General features: G+C 36.3%; 14 protein-coding genes. 6 read left to right on the forward strand and 8 right to left on the reverse strand.

What is annotated here, in order from left to right:
- Positions 1–2: 2 nt before the first annotated feature.
- Positions 3–2930, reverse strand: coding sequence for a SusC/RagA family TonB-linked outer membrane protein (locus B8967_RS07755; protein WP_084085552.1), 2928 nt, complete (start codon positions 2928–2930; stop codon positions 3–5).
- Between the two features lie 633 nt (positions 2931–3563).
- Between B8967_RS07755 and B8967_RS07760 the strand changes: the two genes are divergently transcribed.
- A complete protein-coding gene (locus B8967_RS07760; protein WP_047493291.1) occupies positions 3564–4163 on the forward strand; it encodes a ribonuclease HII in 600 nt (199 codons plus the stop codon).
- A gap of 94 nt (positions 4164–4257) precedes the next feature.
- Here the strand turns inward: B8967_RS07760 and yidC are convergent, their stop codons facing one another.
- The 3 genes from yidC to B8967_RS07775 all read right to left on the reverse strand — a co-directional run bounded on the left by yidC (position 4258) and on the right by B8967_RS07775 (position 8840).
- Positions 4258–6057, reverse strand: a complete 1800-nt coding sequence (gene yidC, locus B8967_RS07765; RefSeq protein ID WP_047493288.1) for a membrane protein insertase YidC — start codon at positions 6055–6057, stop codon at positions 4258–4260.
- A 263-nt stretch (positions 6058–6320) separates the two neighbouring features.
- On the reverse strand, positions 6321–7931 hold the full coding sequence (locus B8967_RS07770; RefSeq protein ID WP_047493284.1) for a CTP synthase: 1611 nt from the start codon (positions 7929–7931) through the stop codon (positions 6321–6323).
- Between the two features lie 339 nt (positions 7932–8270).
- Positions 8271–8840: a YceI family protein gene (locus B8967_RS07775; RefSeq protein ID WP_047493281.1), complete on the reverse strand. Its 570-nt coding sequence runs from the start codon at positions 8838–8840 to the stop codon at positions 8271–8273.
- A gap of 141 nt (positions 8841–8981) precedes the next feature.
- On the opposite strand from B8967_RS07775, the gene radA reads away from it, so the two are divergent.
- The 3 genes from radA to B8967_RS07790 are packed head-to-tail and all read left to right on the forward strand — an operon-like array spanning position 8982 to position 12108.
- The gene (gene radA / locus B8967_RS07780) at positions 8982–10331 is read left to right on the forward strand and encodes a DNA repair protein RadA (protein ID WP_047493277.1); all 1350 of its coding nucleotides are present in this window, start codon (positions 8982–8984) and stop codon (positions 10329–10331) included.
- Between the two features lie 13 nt (positions 10332–10344).
- Positions 10345–11454: a helix-turn-helix domain-containing protein gene (locus B8967_RS07785; RefSeq protein WP_084085554.1), complete on the forward strand. Its 1110-nt coding sequence runs from the start codon at positions 10345–10347 to the stop codon at positions 11452–11454.
- Positions 11455–11514: 60 nt separating this feature from the next.
- The gene (locus B8967_RS07790) at positions 11515–12108 is read left to right on the forward strand and encodes an acyl carrier protein phosphodiesterase (RefSeq protein ID WP_084085556.1); all 594 of its coding nucleotides are present in this window, start codon (positions 11515–11517) and stop codon (positions 12106–12108) included.
- Between the two features lie 64 nt (positions 12109–12172).
- Here B8967_RS07790 and B8967_RS07795 read toward each other — a convergent pair whose 3' ends face one another.
- Positions 12173–12685 carry a DUF6702 family protein gene (locus tag B8967_RS07795; RefSeq protein ID WP_047493268.1) on the reverse strand — a complete coding sequence of 171 codons (513 nt, stop codon included), beginning with the start codon at positions 12683–12685 and terminating at the stop codon, positions 12173–12175.
- Positions 12686–12765: 80 nt separating this feature from the next.
- Complete coding sequence (locus tag B8967_RS07800) at positions 12766–16005, reverse strand: S8/S53 family peptidase (RefSeq protein ID WP_179140041.1); 3240 nt, start codon at positions 16003–16005, stop codon at positions 12766–12768.
- A 151-nt stretch (positions 16006–16156) separates the two neighbouring features.
- Between B8967_RS07800 and B8967_RS07805 the strand changes: the two genes are divergently transcribed.
- Together B8967_RS07805 and B8967_RS07810 are read left to right on the forward strand one after the other, a co-directional pair.
- Positions 16157–16735 carry a HupE/UreJ family protein gene (locus tag B8967_RS07805; protein ID WP_084085561.1) on the forward strand — a complete coding sequence of 193 codons (579 nt, stop codon included), beginning with the start codon at positions 16157–16159 and terminating at the stop codon, positions 16733–16735.
- 67 nt (positions 16736–16802) lie between these two features.
- A complete protein-coding gene (locus B8967_RS07810; protein WP_084085563.1) occupies positions 16803–19190 on the forward strand; it encodes a M1 family metallopeptidase in 2388 nt (795 codons plus the stop codon).
- 107 nt (positions 19191–19297) lie between these two features.
- Here B8967_RS07810 and B8967_RS07815 read toward each other — a convergent pair whose 3' ends face one another.
- Complete coding sequence (locus B8967_RS07815; protein WP_047493256.1) at positions 19298–19996, reverse strand: LytR/AlgR family response regulator transcription factor; 699 nt, start codon at positions 19994–19996, stop codon at positions 19298–19300.
- A complete protein-coding gene (locus B8967_RS07820; protein ID WP_047493352.1) occupies positions 19996–21024 on the reverse strand; it encodes a sensor histidine kinase in 1029 nt (342 codons plus the stop codon). The genes B8967_RS07815 and B8967_RS07820 overlap by 1 nt, the downstream gene beginning before the upstream one ends.
- Positions 21025–21130: the final 106 nt, after the last annotated feature.

Raw genomic sequence — 21130 nt, forward strand, 5'->3', positions numbered from 1 at the left:
GATTAAAATTTAAAGTTTACATTAACTCCGTATACCCTTGTAGATGGTAACGAACCTCCTTCTATTCCCTGAATATTTCCTGATCCATAAGCTGTATTCTCCGGATCAATTCCTTTATTAGCTAAATTCCAAGCAAACAGGTTTCTTGCAAAAGCAGATACTCTGATTCCCTGAATAGAATTCCCAATGAAAGATTTTGGTAAATCGTAAGATAATGTAACATCTCTTAGCTTAATGTAGCTTGCATCAAAAACGTTTTGTGCATCAACAGTGTTATAAAATGATTTCCCCCATGTTGTTGCATCTAAATGAATGTCATTTGGAGTACCATCTTCTTTAACTCCCGGAAGAGTAATTCCAGCTTCTCTGTTTCCTCCAAGTGCAGACTCTTCAAGCATACCTGAAGACATCCCCCACATATTAGTTGTTGAGAAGTATTTACCTCCCTGCTGAACATCAATTAAGAATGACAACCCGAAGCTCTTATACTTAAATGAGTTTCTGAATCCCATATTGTAATCAGGCAGTACAGAACCTAAAGGTTTAATTTCAGAAGCTTTATAACGACCTGTAGCATCTACTACTTTATTACCAGCAGCATCATATACATAATCAGTTCCTAAGATTACTCCGTAAGAATATCCTACCTGAGCAGCAAGCTGTACTCTGAACGGTGCAGTAGTTAAGATATAATTCTGAAGACTTCCTTGTAGATCAACAAGTTTGTTTCTGTTTCTTGTAAAGTTCCAGGTAAAATCCCATGAGAAATCACTGCTTCTGATAGGCGTAATATTTACCATAGCTTCAATACCTTTGTTGGTCATTTCCCCGGCATTGATTCTCTTGAATCCATATCCTGTAGCCGGATCAATTGGCAATGGAATAATCAAATCCGTAGATTTTACGTCATAATACGTAAAGTCAAATCCAAATCTGTTTTTAAAGAAGTTCATTTCCAAACCGATCTCTTTTGTAGTCTTGATCTCTGGTTTGATCATTGGCTCCCCTTTAGTGTTAGGCATAGAGTATACAGGGCTTCCTCCAAACGGAGTCTCTATCGATGCATACGTTCCTCTGATATAAGGATCTGAACCTCCTGCAATTCTTGACCATCCCGCTCTTAATTTACCAAAAGAGATCCAGTCTACATTAGCAATTTTGGAGAACACGAAACTACCGGTTACTGAAGGATAAAACTGATCTTCATTAAGCATAGAGAACCAGTCATTTCTTCCTGTTCCTTCTAAGAATAAAAAGTCTTTATATCCTAATGAAACGGATGCAAATACACTGCGTACTCCTAAATGGTAAGAAGCGTTAGATGCACGTGGAGCTTCCTTACTATTAGCAAGGTTATATAAGCCAGGGATAATTAATCCCCCTACAGATCTACCTTCTAAAATATCCCATTTACGATCCATAATGTTGAATCCGGCAAATGTATTTAAACTGAAATCACCGAAATTATCGTTATAGTGAATTCTACCTTCGTAGTTGAATTCAGAGTTATTTCTTTTCTGGATAGTATATCCTGATTGTGCTGCTGAACCAACAGCAACTCTTGATCTGATCTGCTGAGAATATGTATCTCCATATACTTTTCCTGAAACATATACCTTCTTAGAGAAATTATAGGTTAACCCTGCATTTCCAAAGAATCTGTGTCTGCTATCATCAGACGTATTTTCATAAATAGTCCAGTATGGGTTATCTGAGAAGTTAGGAGTACCATCATCCCAAGCAGTTCTGTTCCAAGATCTCTGCATTCCGTTAGCCAGTTTATAATCTTTCAGTTCTGAAAAATCTAACTGTCTTTGTCCCCACTGATAAAACTTCTGTGCTACTGAATTATCTCCATATCCTTGTTCCGGTCTGTTGAAACCTGCTGTATGTACATAATTGAAAACAGCATCTGCCTTAAGGTTGTCTGATAATTTTGAGCTAACATTTAAACTGAAGTTATCTTTCTTAATTTCTGAATTAGGAACAATACCGTTAATTTTAGTATTGGTATAAGATAATCTTACGTTGGTATTCTCAAATGATTTAGAAACTGAGAAGTTATTGGTATATGTAGTTCCCATTCTAAAGAAGTCATCAACATCTTTATTAGGAGCTACCCATTTTTTCAGTTTCATATAATCATTACTGAACTCAGGGTCAAATGAATTCCAACCTAAATATAGTAAATTAGGATTGTATCTTGGGCCCCAGCTTTCGTCTGTTCCGAATTCTGTAATATTATAGGTCTGACCATTAATATCTGCTGTAGGAAGTTCAGATTCTAAACCTCCTCCATATTGAGTTTGTAATTTGGGTCTGATGTAGATTGATTCAAAAGATACACCTGTATTAAGTGTAACTTCCGTTCTACCTTTTTTAGCTGATTTTGTGGTATAGATGATCGCTCCGTTACCCGCTCTATATCCGTATAGTGCTGCTGCAGGACCTCCTTTCAAAACCGTTACACTTTCAATGTCATCCGGGTTGATGTCAAAAGTTGCATCTCCGTAATCTCTACCTCCTGCTCCTCTCTGAGTATCTACACTGTTAACGTTTGAGTTATCTAAAGGAATCCCATCAATAACAATTAAAGGTCGGTTTTCTCCGGTAACCGAACTAATACCTCTCATGGTAATTCTGGTAGAACCTCCCATGGAAGAAGGTGCTGTAACCTGTACCCCCGCAACATTTCCCGACAATGCACTTACAGCATTAGTTTGCCCTGCATCAGAAATAAGGTCCCCTTTGATTTCTTGAGAGGCATATCCAAGAGCTTTCTTTTCTCTCTTAATACCTAATGCAGTCACCACTACACCCTCAATCTCTTTAGTCTGCGTAGCGGTATCATTTTTCTTCTGTTGAGCACTTACAATAGCAACAGATGAAGACAATACCACCACAAGAAGACTCGTTGTTAGTTTCTTCATATCAAATTTAATTTTGTATCCGTACAAATTTGTAAAACTTTATTAACAACACAAAATAAATTCTTAAAAAATTATTAACTGTTCAAAAATTTTCAAATAAATAAGCACAAAAATTATTAAAATACGTTAAAATTGTTTTTTTTAACAAAGATTAAAAAAAAATTAAACATTTTTCTTCCAAAAATACTAACGATTGTCATTATTGACATTATCTATGTAAATTTAAAATATACAAACCTCATAATATACTGTAAATAAATAATATACACACATGAACAATCTTTAAAAGAAGCAATAACTCCAACAATACAATGTATTGCATATTATTTTTTTTTATCTTAAAATTCGAAAAAACATTCTACAAACCGCGAGCAACAAGCTACAACCGTAACAAAAAATCACAAAAATCATAAATAAATTAACGTAACAAAAGCACCAATATAGTACCATTAAGTAAAATTGTTTTTAGGTTAAAAAAAAGCAATTTTAAACTCTCTTGACAAATCATAAAAATCATATTATTATCGATCATTTATTTTAATTCATGAACTTAAAAATGATTTATTTTCAGAATTTCAAAAAACAGATGAAACCTCTGTTTAATAGGTTTGTTTTTGCTAATTTTACAGTCTTATGGCGGATATAAATACACAATTATTACATAGGTGGTCAGACGCTTATATTGAAGCAGGATGTGACGAAGTAGGACGAGGTTGTTTAAGCGGACCAGTGGTGGCTGCTGCAGTAATTCTAGATGATAATTTTAAGCAAAATTTAGTTAATGATTCAAAAAAATTAACCTTTAAAACAAGAATGGAGCTGGATAATTACATCAAGGATAACGTAAAAAACTACGCTATTGCTGAACTACCTCCTTCATTCATTGATGAACATAACATCCTCAATGCCAGCATCCATGCCATGCATTGTGCCCTAGACAAATTAACGATCACTCCTGAGCTTATTTTAGTAGATGGCAATAAATTCCATCCTTATAACTTCATACCTCATCAGTGTATCATCAAGGGTGATTCAAAAGTTCTGTCCATTGCCGCCGCTTCAATACTTGCCAAAAACTACAGAGACAGATTAATGATAGAGCTGCATGAACAGCATCCGGAATATGGTTGGGACACCAACTTTGGATATGCCACAAAAAAGCATCAGGAAGCTTTGATAAAGCATGGCCCTACAAAACACCACAGACAATCATTCCGATTGAAATATGATTAAATGCAATATTCAATGAATTACATTCAATGATAGCCATAAAAAAAGAGAAGCAGTTAAACTGCTTCTCTTTTTTGTAGTCCTATATAATATAAGACTATTTCTTTTTATTTCTTTGCTGCTCCTGAGCTTTTTGCTGGTCCTGAGCTTTCTCCATCATTTCTCTCATTCTCTTCTGGAATTTACCTTCCGTTTTTGGCTTTTCTTTATTAGCCTGAATCTGAGCATGAATTTTCTTCTCATCCAGAATCACATACTTAATCACCAGGATAATTAGAATGTTGATCGCATTCGATACAAAATAGTACCATGAAAGACCGGACGCTGAAGTGTTCAGGAAGAATAGGAATGTAATTGGGAAAATATACATCAACACTTTCATGTTTGGCATTCCCTCCTGCTGAGGCTGCTGCATATTTCCTGAAGTCATCACCGTATAAATCAAGATAACAATAGTACATGCCAATGCAAAAATACTCAAGTGATCTCCCAGGAAAGGAACTTTAAATGGTAGTTTGATCAAATCATCATAGGCTGTCAAATCTTTTGCAAACCAGAATCCCTGACCTCTCAAATCAATAAAGTTCGGGAAGAAACGGAATAATGCATAGAAAATTGGAATCTGAACCAACGCAGGCAAACATCCCGCCATCTGATTCACTCCGGCTTTTCTGTAAACCTCCATAGTAGCCTGCTGTTTCTTCATAGGATCCGCATCTTTCAGCTTAGCATTCACCTCATCAATTTCCGGACGGATTACTTTCATCATTGCACTCAACTTATGCTGCTTATACATAATTGGAGACAAGATTAATTTTACAATAATGGTCATTAGGAAGATTACCCAGCCTGCTGTTAATCCCCAATCAGCAATTAGGTTATACATCGGCATAAAGAATCCACGGTTCATCCATCCGATAAAAGACCATCCTAATGGTAAAATCTCATCAAAGTTTTTATCATAAGATTTCAGTAATTTCAGATCCAGGGGCATAAAGTACCAAGTGAAATCTTGGTTTAATTCACTTCCCGTCATCTGAACAAAACCTTCATAGTTTAATTTTTTCAGATACTCACCCTCTTCAATTGACTCCTGATTTCCTTTACTCTGTGTGAAACCATTTTTAGCCTCAATCACAGAGGTGAAAAACTGCTGCTTTACACCAATCCAGTTAAGGGTTTCTTTTTCTTCCTCCATTGTAGTTCTTCCATCATAATCATAATCCTTATAATTATTGAAAGCATAAGAGAATTCTGAGTGAGACTGCTCCTGAGCTCTACCTTTTTCTAAGTTTCTTACACTATAATCCCAGATAAAGTCTGCTTTATTGTCAGAAGTAATTTTAGAAAGTCCCTGTGTTCTTACTTTAAAATCTAAAGTATATTTGGGAAGTAAGGTATAAATAAACTGAATAACGGCTCCGTTATAATCAGCTGTTAATGTTACTACGTTTCCATTGACAGCAGGAGCAAAAACTAAATCTTTAGTGTTGACAACCTTTCCTGTTTTATCTTTAAACTGGAATCCGTAGTTTGAGTTATTTTTATTGATCAGATAAAGCGGAAGATCTGCCTGATCTGTTTTATGGTCATATGCTTTGTATTCTGAAAGCTGTACTTTAGAAACCTGTCCTCCTAAACTTGAGAATTCAACATTCAATTCTTTGTTAGACAAACTTGCTGTCTGGATGGAACCAGGAGTTACATTTGGATTGATATTACTTGCCTGAGTTTGTTTTACCGGGTTTTTAACCTGTTCAGTTTTCTGCTGCTCAGCTTTTAACTGCTCTTCTTTCGCCTGCTTGTTCTGGAAATAGAACATAAAGCCGAAGAGAACCAGGCATAAAACCGCGAAACTAATCATTTGCTTCTTATCGATTCCGTTGTTTTGTTGCATTTTATTTTATATTAAAATTTTAAACTTAGGATGTACCTTTATATGTACATAATTTTGAGCTGACAAAAATACTGTTTTTTTATCAAAACTCTATGCTTTACTACGTTACTATATAATAAACTCAAGCTGAGAATAATCAGCCTGAGTTTATAGTAAGACGTTTATGATAAAATTTTACCTTATTTCTTTTTATCCGGACATTTAGTATTCTTTATTGGGAACAATGTAACGTACTTATACATTCTTTCCAAATACCAAACGATCTACTTAGATGTTTCGCAAGCCTTAATGAAAGCTCTGAATAAAGGATGTGGTGTTGCTACCGTACTCTTATATTCAGGGTGATACTGAACACCTACATAGAATGGGTGACCGGGAAGTTCAAGAGCTTCAACTAATCCTGTTTCAGGGTTTGTACCTGTAGCAAGGAAGCCGTTCTTTTCAAACTCCTGAAGATATTCACTGTTGAATTCATAACGGTGACGGTGTCTTTCGGAAATATTTTTGCTTCCGTAGACATCAAATAATTTGGATCCGCTTTTCAAAGCACATTTCCATGCTCCAAGACGCATTGTTCCTCCTTTATCTATTACATTTTTCTGTTCTTCCATTAAAGAGATCACAGGATCAGGTGTTGCTGTATCAAATTCTACTGAATTCGCTTTGGTATGTCCAAGAACATTTCTTGCAAATTCAATCGTCATGATCTGCATCCCCAAACAGATTCCCAACATAGGAATTTTGTTTTCTCTTGCATATTTTGCAGTAAGGACTTTCCCTTCTATTCCTCTGTCTCCAAATCCCGGAGCTACAAGAATACCGTTCACTCCTTTCAGAACATCTTTAATATTCTCTTCTGTAATATCTCCACTGTATACCCATCTTACCTTCACTTCAGTTTCAAGATCAGCACCGGCATGTTTAAATGCCTCAGCAATAGAAATATATGAATCCTGAAGGGAAACATATTTTCCTACCAACGCAATCTCTACCTTCTTTTTAGGGTTCTGGAATTTCTTCAGGAAATTTTTCCAGTCTTTAAGATCAGCTGTTTTATCACTTTTCAGATCCAGTTCTTTCAATACTACATCATCAAAATTCTGTTTCTGAAGATACATTGGAACCTCATAGATGGTTTCCAAATCTTTACACTCAATAACGTTTTCCAAAGCAACGTTACAGAATTGTGCCAGTTTTGCTCTTTGATCTTTAGGAATTTTATGCTCTGTTCTGCAAACCAAAACATCAGCCATAATTCCACTCTCCATCAATTGACGTACTGAATGTTGTGATGGTTTTGTTTTTAACTCTCCACTTGAAGCCAGGTATGGCAATAATGTTAAGTGGATAACCATAGAATTACTTTCTCCCAATTCCCATTTCAACTGACGAACAGTTTCAATGTATGGTAAAGATTCAATATCCCCTACTGTTCCTCCGATCTCTGTGATGATGATATCGTAGTTCTGTTTTGAAAGGATTTTAATTCTGCGTTTGATTTCGTTAGTGATATGAGGAATCACCTGAACTGTTTTTCCAAGGAAGTCTCCTTTTCTTTCTTTTTCAATTACAGTCTGGTAGATTTTTCCTGTAGTAACGTTGTTATTTTGGGAAGTAGGAGCATCAAGATAACGCTCATAGTGGCCTAAATCCAGATCCGTCTCTGCACCATCTTCGGTTACATAGCACTCTCCATGCTCATAAGGATTCAATGTTCCCGGGTCGATATTGATATAAGGATCAAGTTTTTGGATCGTTACGTTAAAACCGCGTGATTTTAGCAATAGTCCCAGAGAAGCAGACACGATTCCTTTTCCCAAAGATGAAGTTACACCTCCTGTCACAAAGATGTACTTTGTATTCTTTTTACTCATTAGATTAGGTTTGTGCAAAGTTAGGGGAAAAAGAAACACAAAGCAATCTTTTAGATTTTGAAAATACTAAAACAGCCTTCAAACAATAATAAAACCTGATTAAAAAAAATATTTATATTGAGTATAAACAAATCACAAAAAGCAGTACCCACCATTACTTCAGTATACATATTCAATCCAAATCACAAGGAGTTAACATATACCAATTGATGATTTTTGCAGCCGTATTATCTATTATTCAGGAAAAGTAAATTTCTCAGGCTGAGAGCCTTTAGAATGATAAAAACAAAAAAAGGTTTCCATGGAATTGGAAACCCTTTTATTTAAAATGATATACAATTATTGTTTTACCAATTCAAGGTAAACGTTGATATCAACATCTTTTGCTACTCCCGTTCCGGTAGGGTCATATTTTATATTATAATCCAAACGGTTAATAGTGAATTTTCCCTGCAGTCCCATCACTTCTTTCCCATTCTTATTTTTTGTTATTCCACCAAATGTTACAGGGATGGCAATTTCCTTCTGCACATCTTTAATAGTCAGTTTTGCCTTTAACGTATAAGGGCCGTTTTTATCTTTTACGATAGAAGTTCCTTCCAATAGTATTGAAGGATACTTACCTGCCCCAAAGAAATCATCACTTTTAAGATGCTTGTCTCTCATCTCTACTCCTGTATTGATAGTTTCAGCTTCCACAGCAATATCGAAAGCTGCATTTTCAAGATTAGCCCCTTTTGTAGTTACCGTTCCGCTGAATTTATCGAATCTGCCCTGAACAAAGCTGATTCCCATGTGCTTAATCGTAAAATTTACAGAAGAATGCATAGGGTCTATTGTCCAGCTCCCTTGTGCAAAACCTGCCACACTTAATAAAGCGAATACGAAGGATAAAAATACTTTTTTCATTGTAATTATATTTTATATTACTATTTTAATTAGACAAAGCTAATATATAAAAGATATTTCTGACATTGATGTATGTTAGTTTTTATTATTAAATCCAGTAAAACTTCGGAAAAAAAATGCATTTTTTTATAACTTCGCAGTATGGCAAAACTGAAAACAGCATATTTCTGTCAAAACTGTGGTTCTCAATACTCTCAGTGGATGGGACAATGCAAAAACTGTGGAGAATGGAATACTTTAGTGGAAGAGGTGGTGGAAAAACCCTCTCATAAGACGCCTCCATTTTCCAAAACCAAACAGCATGTGATCAACATCATTGAAGTGGAAACCAGTGAAGAACCGAGAATAAAAACCCCTTCCGAAGAACTGAATCGTGTACTGGGAGGCGGAATCGTTTTAGGATCAGTTACCCTGATTGGTGGGGAACCCGGCATCGGAAAATCTACACTACTACTTCAGCTTGCCTTAAAAATGAAGAAAAAAGTCTTCTATGTTTCCGGTGAGGAAAGTGCTTCTCAAATTAAAATGAGGGCAGACAGGCTTACGGATGTTCAAAATCCAAACTGTTTTCTTTTCACCGAAACATCATTGGAAAAGATTCTTCATGAAGCCAAAAAACTGGAACCTGATTTTATCATTATTGATTCTATTCAGACTCTTCAGTCTCAATTGATTGAAAGTTCCCCCGGAACAGTTTCTCAGATCAGAGAATGTTCTAATGAAATTATTAAATATGCCAAAGAAAACAGTACACCTGTATTTCTGGTAGGGCATATCACCAAAGACGGTCAGATTGCCGGCCCTAAGGTACTGGAACATATGGTAGACGTAGTTCTAAACTTCGATGGGGACAGGAATCATCTTTTCAGATTGCTAAGAGCCAATAAAAACCGTTTTGGATCTACTTCTGAAATCGGAATTTACGAGATGATCTCTCAGGGATTAAAGGAAATTAAAAATCCTTCTGAAATTCTGATTACCAAGAAATTTGAAGAGCTTTCCGGTAATTCAGTTGCTGTAACTCTGGAAGGAAACCGTCCGATGTTATTGGAAATCCAGGCTTTGGTAAGTACAGCCGTATATGGAACTCCACAAAGAAGTTCAACAGGCTTTGATTCGAAAAGGCTGAATATGCTGTTGGCGGTATTAGAAAAAAGAGCAGGTTTTCAACTTGGAGCTAAGGATGTTTTCCTTAATATTACCGGAGGTATCAAAACAGATGATCCGGCTCTTGACCTGGCTGTGATTGCCTCTGTTCTTTCATCCAATGAAGATATTGCCATTTCCGAACACTTCTGCTTTGCCGGGGAAATTGGTTTAAGTGGAGAAATCCGTCCGGTGGCTCAGATTGAGCAGAGAATTACGGAAGCTGAAAAACTGGGCTACGAGAAAATATTTGTTTCCAATCTTAATAAAATTCCAAAAAGAAAATTCGGGATAAAGATTGAGGAAGTAAGTAAAATTGAAGATTTTCATGAAAGACTTTTTTAGTAAAACATAAAAAATGCAACTCGAAAACATTCAGAAGTTTGTCCTGGTATTGCTTTATGGTGGGCTAACCCTGCTCTCATTTACGGTATTGATAAATCCCATGAGGGTCAACAGGAAAGCCAATTTCTTTTTTGGAATGTTTTTATTGTTGTGGTCCAGCTACTGGGTCCTGGATATTTTACGTTTTTGCGGAATTCCTGCAGGGCCGTTTTTTATTGATTCACTATACGCTGTACAGATATTTACGCCCATACTTTTATTCTTCAGTGTTGTCTTTTTTATTAATCCTGATTATAGGTTTAAAGCGAGAGATCTGGTTTGCCTTATCATTCCTGTTATCTATTGGATATTATTATTCTATTCTGATAACAATCCGATCATCCGCATTATAGTATTATTGATAGATGTTTCTCATAACCTGCCTTATATTGCTATCATTTATTTTAAAATAAGGAAACATCAGAGAAGAATTAAAACAATTTCTTCCAACACGGAGAATATTGATCTACAATGGCTTATCAAATTAAGTTTTCTGCTTTTTATAACGATTATCATCACAGTCGGTTACGAATTGTTTAACACTTTCGTGTACAAAATGCATCAGCATCTGGTTATGGACCTGTTGTTTTTATTCATTGTCTACAGTACACTTTATTATGTGCTTCGCCAACAGGAAATCTATCCTGCCAACAAGGAACAGCGGAATGAGTTATTGGCCATAGAAATAGAAAATGAGCAAGAACTGACGGAAAGGAAGAAATTAATTTCCGATCATGAATTTGAAACTCTGAAACTGAGGTTAAATGTTTTAATGGAAACGGAAAAACCTTATCTGGATGGTGACCTTAATCTCCTGAAACTTTCTGACCTGGCCCAGATTAATGCCCATCAGCTTTCTTATCTTCTGAACAATGGCTTTAATGAAAATTTCTTTCATTTCGTTAATAAATACAGAATAGAACATGCTAAAAAGTTGTTAACAAATGAGTCTTTTACAAAGCTTTCCGTATTGGGAATTGCATTTGAATCCGGGTTTAATTCTAAAACAGCCTTTAATACTATTTTTAAAAAAATGACCGGAATGACTCCTACTGAATTTAGAAAAAAGCAGGAAGGGCTTTAAATTTAAAAGTATTTACCTACGAAACATTTTCCATTCACATTTAATTCCTACCTTTAAAATATGAATTATCTGGCTCATTCTTTTCTATCCTTTACCGACGGACAGATCGTAGGACAATTTCTTGAAGATTTTATCCGGAATAAAGATCGTTTTTCATTTCCAAAGACAATTCAGGATGGGATTACTTTGCACAGAGCCATTGATACCTTTACAGACTCCCACCCGGCCATTCACGAAGCAAAAAAAGTATTTGCTCCCCTGGTAAGATTATATGCCGGAGCCTTTGTAGATGTTTCCATGGATTATTTTGTAGCCACGGATCTTTCCCTAAACTCTTTAGCGGAATGGAAAGCCCATTCACTGAAGGTCTACAGGGTATTGAATGAGCATCAGGAATGGCTTCCGGAGAATTTCAAAAAAATGCTGGTAAAAATGGAGCATGATGACTGGCTTTATAATTACCGTGAAGATTGGGGGATAAAATTCAGTATCCAGAATGTTCTTAATAAAGCTAAATACCTGGAAAAAGACATTCCTGTTTTTGAAGCTTTTTTAAAGAATAAAGATAAGCTTCAGCAATGTTATGATGATTTTTTTCCGGACCTTCATGCTCATGCAAAAGGTATCAATACTTTACTTCAGCTTGAAGGTTAACTAAAAAAACAGCTACATTCTACTGTAACTGTTATATTTTTATCTTTTATAGAATAATCGGAATTTAAAACTGTTTATACAGATACCGGTTAGGATAGGACAGTTTTTCGCTCTTCCGTTGACCATCTATTATAATATGAACAATATTAATCTGGTCATCAAACAGATTATACAGAAAACTGACAGCTGTTTCTATCTTCTTAGGATTCGCTACCGGCTCTGACTCCAGAAAGACATTGACGGATTCCTGATCTTCTTCATACCCAATATAACTGATTTTCAAAAACCGGTTATCGGTCTTTAATCTGAAATATTCCAGACAATATTTTTGTAAAGCTTCGTTCAGCCTTTCTTTGTATTTCTCATCATTAAAATGAAAAGAACCGCCATATTTCTTACTCAATCCATTTTCCAGGTCATCTAAGAAAAATCTTCCGGCCACCTCAAATGTTTTTGATTTTGAGTTATAATTTATTTCTACAGAACCTACATGGTAAGGATGTACATTTTCAGCTCTGAAACTCTGACAAATGACTGTTAGCGATAAAAAAAATATTAAAAAAAATTTACCCGGCATTACTTCTATTTTTTTGACAAATATAAAAAAAGCAGCAGTTATAAACTGCTGCTTGCTTATTATTATCATTTGACTGACATTTATTGCTTCACCACTTTTTTAGTTAGTGTTGTATTGTCATTCAGTGTAATGGTAAACATATAGACTCCTTTTACCAATGCTGAAACATCAATTTTATTTGAATCTGTAGTAACATTTGCCGTCTTAATCAATTTTCCGGATGCATCATGAATGGTTACCAAAGCTTTAGAATAGTTCCCTAAGAGAATATTGACAACATCTCTAGCTGGGTTTGGAGTGATATTAACTGTAGAATTCAGTTTAACATCCACTGTTCCCAATGCAGAGTTTGTTCTTACAAAATATCCTCCAAAACCTGCAGACTGGAAGCTTACTTCCCAATATTGGTAAGTATCATTCCATACCACATCAGCCGCATCAGGAGTGATGATTGTTGCAGCACTTCCAAAAGAAGCTACTGTACCTGTGTTTCCGGCACTGGTTCCTGTATATTTTTCCACTATTACATTCGCTTTATTGGCAACATCTGTAGGTGAAGTTGGCAATTTCAGTACGTTTGTTGCATTGTAGGCATCAAAATCCGCCTGTTTAAAATATAATGTTACTTTTCCTGTTGCTGTTGAAGCATCTGTAGCAGGATTAATCTCATATCTTCTTGAAACATAATTAGGCTGTACATTATCAACCCATACTTTTGAGGTTACATTTCCTGTCACTGTACTTGCCGTTTCTTTTTCTACTCTTGAGATCAGCTGGCAGGCATTTGTAAAATAATTATACCCTGCAGCCACAGCACTTGCTTTTGTCTGGTTAGCAGTGGCCAGAGTTTTCACTTCTGCTACATTTTCATAAATGGTTGCTCTCATTTTAAGATCGAAAGTTCTGGCTGTCCAGCTTGTCCCGTCCGTTGAAGTTTTGCTTCGCCCACTTACTGCGATAGATTCATTTTTTATAGCAATTCTTCCGGCAAGACCATTGATCACAATATAAAAATCTTTTCCTGTTACCATCTGAATATTCATAGAAGAAAGATCAACATAGTTCCAGGTAAATCTTTGAGTACTGTTTAGCCATGATGAAATTGTTTTTGTGGCAATAATATCCCCCGGATCTCCATTAGCATTTACTTTTCTCACCTGAATATCCACCGCAAGATCACTAGGAAGTGTACCGGACCCTGTAGAGAATGAGAATCCTCCCAATTTACCGGTCAGTGTCGGTGTATATCGAACAGCTAATAAAGCATTATCAAAATTACTGTTAGCACTGTTACTTTCTGTATTTACTACCACATAAGGTTCATCATATGTTACGATCTCAAAATTAGATGCCACACATCCTAATTCGGAAGTAACGGCTTTATAGATATCTAATTTTCCATATCCCCATCTTGCATTTGGAACAGTTCCTGTTGCTCCGTCTTTTCTTGCATTGGAAGTAAGACGGGATTTCACCTGTGCTGCTGTTAAAGTTGGATTAGCCTGAAGCAACAAGCCTACCGCTCCGGCTACTCCCGGTGAAGACATACTGGTTCCCTGATTTTTCACATAATAATCAGTTCCAATAATAATATCTGTAGTTCCCGGAGCCGAATTACTGGACCTTGATGAGATCACATTTTGTCCTGATGCCGTAATTTCCGGCTTCTGAACACCATCCACTCTTGGCCCCTGTGAACTGAATGCAGAAATTAATTCCTGTGGTGTAGTGGTAAGATAGCCTCCCACAGAAGAATACCAGCTTCCTCTTCCCATATAGGAAGCTACAGTAATTGCATTAGATGCATTTCCCGGAGAACCAACAATATATTCATTATCTCCGTTTTGTAACGTAGTAGCTACTCCCTGGCTGTAAAGCCATCCATGGGTATTAATGGTTTGAGTTCCGTTATTGGTAATTTCCAGTGTATACGTTCCCTGGCAGTTGGCCGTAGATCCCGAAACCCTATTCACCACTAGCTGAACATAACGTTTGTTGTTATCTGATCCCCAATAGTTATACATAGTTGCTGTAAATCCACCTCCCAAAATACTATGCGCAGTATTTGTACTTATATTCTGCGTATACTGCTGACCATCAGGAGCTGTCAGTTTTGCAGTGACTGCTGTATTATCATTAGCATACATGATAAAACTAAATACTGTGGCAGCAGAAGTATTACTTGCTACCGTAAAAGTATAAGACTGTACAGCACTTGCTTCTATATCAACCTTTCTGTGAAGATTTCCTCCATATTCGTTTCCGGCAGAAATTACGACTACTCTTCCCGGAGCTGATGTTGTAAAATCATTAACAGCCACCTCGTGAGAAGAAGTTCCGTCATGAGCACTTCCCTGTCCTCCGATACTCATATTTACAACGATAGGTTTATTTAATGCAGTGGCTACATTCTTGAAATACGTCAACGCATTAATGGTATTCGTTGTAGGAAAAGATCCGTTCCCTCCTTTTACAAATACGATATCTGCATCTGATGAGAACCCTTTATGTCTTTTATCTGCGAAAGCGGCGCCGTTTCCGGCAGCAGTACCTGCTACGTGAGTTCCATGTCCATTAATATCATTTTCACGAACAAAACCTGCCGGAGTACCGTCCAGCTCATCTTCAATCTGAGCTCTGGTATACTCCACTCCTGTTGCAAATCCTGTCGGAGAGACTTCACTTCCCTGTGCCGTCAGAGTCTGATCCCAAATAGAAACAATTCTACTTTTTGTCTGATCGTCCGCTTTTCTGAAATCAGGATGCTTCCAGTCTATCCCGGTATCATAAATTCCGACTAAAACACCCGTTCCATTATAAGCTGTATTATTGAAAACCCCATCCTGTAAAAGACTTGCCCCGGATTGTGCTCTGCTCACATCATTGTGAAGCTCGTCAAAGGTAGGCGCCATTACAGAAGTTACATAGGGAAGTTTTGTAAGTTTATCAATATCCTCAAGACTTACCAATGCCGTAGAAAAAGTTGGAAGCTGGGTCTGTACTAAAAAACCATCCGCTTTCAATTTTTCCGGATCTTTGGTATAAATAATACATGAATACATAGTCTGAGCACCTTTAGAGGTCACCACCAGGTGCTGATCCAATTTCATGTTACCATTCTCAAGCTCTTTTATAGGGTTTCCTTTTGATACGCTCTCTTTATTTTTTAACAAAATATCAAAGCGAGAGTCCAATTTTTGTACCTGCCCGTAAAAAGCATAGGAGTACAATCCTAAAAAAGCAGCTGTAGCATTTCTAAGAAGCTTCGCTCCTCCACGTGAAATGTTTACTTTTGCAAAGAGTAATTTTTTAAAATCCATTTTCATTATATTTAACAATACAATTATACAATTTTTATCTCATTAAGCATTAATATACCATATTAATAATCAAACAAATCAAATTACACTAAAAACAACAATCAATTAACCAATTTAACATAATAATCAAAATCTAATAATCTATTGTAAAATGCAGGATTTCCTATTTTATTTAAACCTTGGATGGGAGCATATTATTTCCCTTGATGCTTTAGACCATCAGCTCTTTGTTCTGGCATTGATTGCTGTGTATTCTTATACAGACTGGAAAAAAATTCTGATCCTGGTAACCGCTTTTACCATTGGACATTCTATTACACTGGCCTTAAGCATTCTGGATGTTTTCAGGGTTCCTTCCGACTGGGTAGAGTTTTTAATTCCATTGACTATTGTTTTAACATCACTGGATAATATTATCATGAAAAATCAAAAGCAAACCTTAATGCGGGCCAATTATTACCTTGCTTTGATCTTTGGGCTCATTCATGGTATGGGCTTCGCCAACACGGCTAGGGTAATGATTGCAAAAAGTCAGGGTATTACCGTTCCGCTTCTGGGTTTCAATATTGGATTGGAATTAGGGCAAATTGTAATTGTTTTTATTATTTTAATCATTCTGTTTATTTTGCTTAAAATTTTAAAGGTCAATAAAAAAGATTGGGTGCTCTTTGTATCCTCCGGAGTATTTGCTCTATCCTTAAAAATGGCATTGGAAAGAATTCCTTTTTAACCTTGAAATATTTTCATTATTTCAACAGCTTATTATTATCTTTGATCATTATTAAATCATTTCGGTTATGAAGTTAAAAGTTGTTATGCTTTCACTTTCTGTATTTGCTTATACAGGTTTCACCGCACAAAATATTCAGAATAATCCTGGCAGCAATCACGGAAACAAATTCGAGCAGCTCGGGACTATTCTTCCTACACCCAACATTTACAGAACGGCTTCAGGAGCTCCTGGACACGGATACTGGCAGAACAGAGCAGATTATAATATCACCGCTTATCTGGATGAAGACAAGAAAAATCTGAAAGGTTCTGAAACGATTACCTATTATAATAATTCTCCTGATGAGTTGGATTATATCTGGCTTCAGCTGGACGAAAATGAGCACTCCAATATCAGAAATGCAGGCTATGGAGCTTCATCTGTACTTCCTTCTTCCACTACTGATCAGCAGCTTAAAGCAACTGAACTTCCCGTAAAAGACAACGGATATGGAGTAAACCTTGAAAAAGTAACGGATGCCTCCGGAAATCCTTTGAAATATACCGTCAATAAAACAATGATGCGTATAGATCTTCCCAAGGTGCTGAAGAAAGGAGAAAAGCTCGTCTTTACAATAGACTGGAATTATAATATTTCCAACAGAATAAAAATGGGTGGCCGTGGCGGTTATGAAAATTTCCCTGAAGACGGCAACGATCTTTTTACCATGACACAATGGTATCCCAGAATGTGTGTATACAGCGATTTCCAGGGATGGCAAAACCACCAGTTTACAGGAAGAGGTGAATTTGCGCTGGTTTTCGGAGATTTTAAAGTTTCAGTGAATGTTCCGGCAGATCATATTGTAGGTGGAACCGGAGAATGTAAAAACTATGATCAGGTTTTAACTTCTGATCAGTTATCAAGATATAGAAAAGCTGAATCGGCAAATGAACCTATAGAAATCGTTACTCTGGATGAAGCTAAAAAAGCAGAGAAAAACCATTCAAAACAGAGAAAAACATGGATTTTTGAAGCGAATAACGTAAGGGATTTCGCCTGGACTTCTTCAAGAAAGTTTGTGTGGGACGGAATGCAGGTAACCATTCCTGAAAACAATAATAAGGTAATGGCCATGAGTTTCTATCCTAAAGAATCTTATGGACTTTACAGAAAGTTTTCCACAAAAGCAGTAGCCCACACTATTAAAACCTATTCGGAATTTACCATTCCCTACCCTTATCCTGTAGCACAATCTGTGGAAGCATCCAACGGTATGGAATACCCAATGATCTGTTTCAATTTCGGAAGAACTGAAAAAGACGGAACCTATTCTGAAGGAACCAAAAATGGAATGATCGGAGTGATCATCCATGAGGTAGGCCACAACTTCTTCCCCATGATCATCAATTCTGATGAGAGACAATGGGCCTGGATGGATGAAGGCCTCAATACCTTCACCGAATATCTTACGGAAGAAAAATGGGATAATAAATTCCCTTCCAAAAGAGGTCCGGCATGGACGATCGTAGATTATATGAAACTTCCGAAAGATCAGCTGGAACCCATCATGAGCAATTCTGAAAACATCGTTCAGTATGGACCCAATGCTTATTCAAAACCGGCGACTGGGCTGAACATCCTTCGTGAAACCATCATGGGAAGAGAACTTTTTGATAAAGCATTCAAAACCTATGCTAAAAGATGGGCATTCAAACATCCTGAACCTGCCGACCTTTTCCGTACTATGGAAGATGCCAGCGGTGAAGATCTTGACTGGTTCTGGAGAGGCTGGTTCTATGGAACAGACCCTGTAGATATTGCAATTGATAAAGTGATCGTAGCGACTCCTGATCTGGAAACAGCAAAAGCAGCTTCTGAGAAAAAATACCAGGTTGAAAGTCCTTTGGTAAACAGCTTCGAAGATATTTCCAAAATAAGAAACAGAGAGGATAAGAATATTACTTTTTATGTAGATAAAGATAAAGATCTTCAGGACTTCTATTACAGATATGACAGAGGTCAGGAAAAAATAGATACCCATAAGGAATACACTACCAAAACTGAAGCCTCCACTCCTTTGGATGCTAAGGATAAAGAGAAATTCAAAAACCTTACGGCTTATCAGATAGATTTCACTAATAAAGGTGGACTGATCATGCCTATCATCCTTGAGTTTACTTTTGAAGACGGTTCAAAATCTTACGATAAATCATCAGCTCAAATCTGGAGGCTTAATGAACAGAAAGTTTCCAAGACGTATTATTTTGATAAGAAATTAGTATCAATACAACTTGACCCCATGAAGGAAACGGCTGATATCGATACTTCCAATAACTTCTGGAGTAGTACCGGATCTAATAGCGGAACCTCAAAATTCCAGTTGTTTAAACAAAAACAGGAAGCAGGCTCCGTAAGAGGAGGCGCAAGCGGAAAAGTAAATCCGATGCAGGCTTCGGGGAAGAAATCATAAAAAAATAAAAGGTTGTCTCAAACAGGAGGCAACCTTTTTTCTTATAAAAACAGCTTCAGCATTTCGGTTAAAGTCCAAAATCTGCAGGAAATTTTAAACAGGAAAAATCAATTCAGATAAGCTTTTAAAGAATTTTTATATGTTCTCCCAAGCGGAAGCTTCTCCCCGTCTTTAAGGTATACATTCGCGGTATCATAAGAACTGATATGAGAGGATAATACGATATAGGATTTGTGAATCCTGATAAAGCCTAAGTTTTGAAACTTTTCTTCAAAATTGGACATCCGCTCAAGAATCATATATTTTTTCAAATGGGTAATTAAAATGATATATTCTCCAAATCCCTGAATCCATTTGATATCTTCCAGTAAAACTTTATTCATGATATAATTGGATTTGAACATAATAAAGTCTTCCTTCTTTTGATCTTCCGTAGATTTTTTAAACTGAAGAAAATCTTTTGCTTTGGTCACTGCTTTTCTAAAAGTCTCAAAATCTACCGGTTTTACCAGATAATGAACTACATCAAGTTCAAAAGCTTTTACAGCATACTGGGTTTCCAGGGTAAGAAATATGCACAGGGGTTTATAGGGAAGCTGAAGTAAAAGTTCAATTCCATTGATATAGGGCATATTAATATCCAGAATCACAAGGTCTACTCTATTTTCCTTCAGGTATTCCAGAGCATCCTGAGGATTCTGAAATACCTCCAGCAGATCGACATCTTCCATCCGCTCACAATAATGCCGGATCAGTTCCAATGCCGGATATTCATCATCTACACTTACAATCGTCAGGTTGGCCATTACAATTTAATTTTTAATATAGTCTGATACATATTGTTTTCCATCGTTTCGGATATAAAAGTAAATCTTTCAGGATAATATTTTTTCAAAATACTGATCACCGCTTCATTTCCCAGCCCACTATCATTAAGATTACTGACCAGCGTCCTGTTTTGGGCTACGGAATTTCTGATATCGAATAAAAATTCATGATGCTGTATTGCATAACTCAGTTTTATAAAGCTCCCCGCTTCTATACCCACTGCAGAATGTTTTAATGCATTTTCAAATAAGGTAAGGCAAATGGAGGGTGGTATTTCAATCAGATCCAGGGTTTCTTCATCTTTAATATCAAAACTGATATCCAGCAGGTTATTATATTTCAGCTGATAAAGTCCTTTGAGAGACTGGATCGAAGAAAATTCCTGTGAGATCGTAATATATTCTTTATTGGTATCATAAATAACATATTGAAGTAATTTGCTCAGGTGCAAAATAGATTCTGAGGTATTTTCGGATGGGGTAATACTCTTGGAATAAATATTATTAAGTGTATTCAATAAAAAATGAGGATTCAGTTTGGATTTCAGGAGATCAAGATACAGCTGATCTTTCTCTTCACCCAGATTTTTAAAATCCTGTTCAATAAGAAATTTATCTTTTGTTATTCCTAAAAATGAAGCCACAAGAATCACAATCCCCTGGGCAGTATATACATTGTACAGAAATTTTGTATTGGAGAGGGTTTCATTAAACTTCATATTAAATACAGCAGGTTCCAGTAAAATTCTGAAAAGACTTGAAACCAGAAAACATATCAAAGCATACAGAATAAATTCCGGGTATTTATTGGAAAGGTAAAACTGGGGAACCAGATAAAAATAGACGAGATAATAGATTCCTATATTCAGAATAAATGCAAATACTACACTCCAGATTAATTCCGGAACATCTAGAAAGTAGTTTTCGGTAAAAAAAATGATCGCCAGGAACACCAAAAAGAAAAAAACATGCTGAAACCTCAGCAAAAATCCCCAGTGGTATTTCATAAGTGTTTCCAAAACCTTTGCATTAAATAAGATTCTGAAAACCAATAATATAAATATGATATTTATCAGTAAAAACATCCGATTAAATGAATTTTCCCATTTTTCA

This window comes from Chryseobacterium sp. YR221 (assembly GCF_900176315.1).
Lineage (GTDB): Bacteria > Bacteroidota > Bacteroidia > Flavobacteriales > Weeksellaceae > Chryseobacterium > Chryseobacterium rhizosphaerae.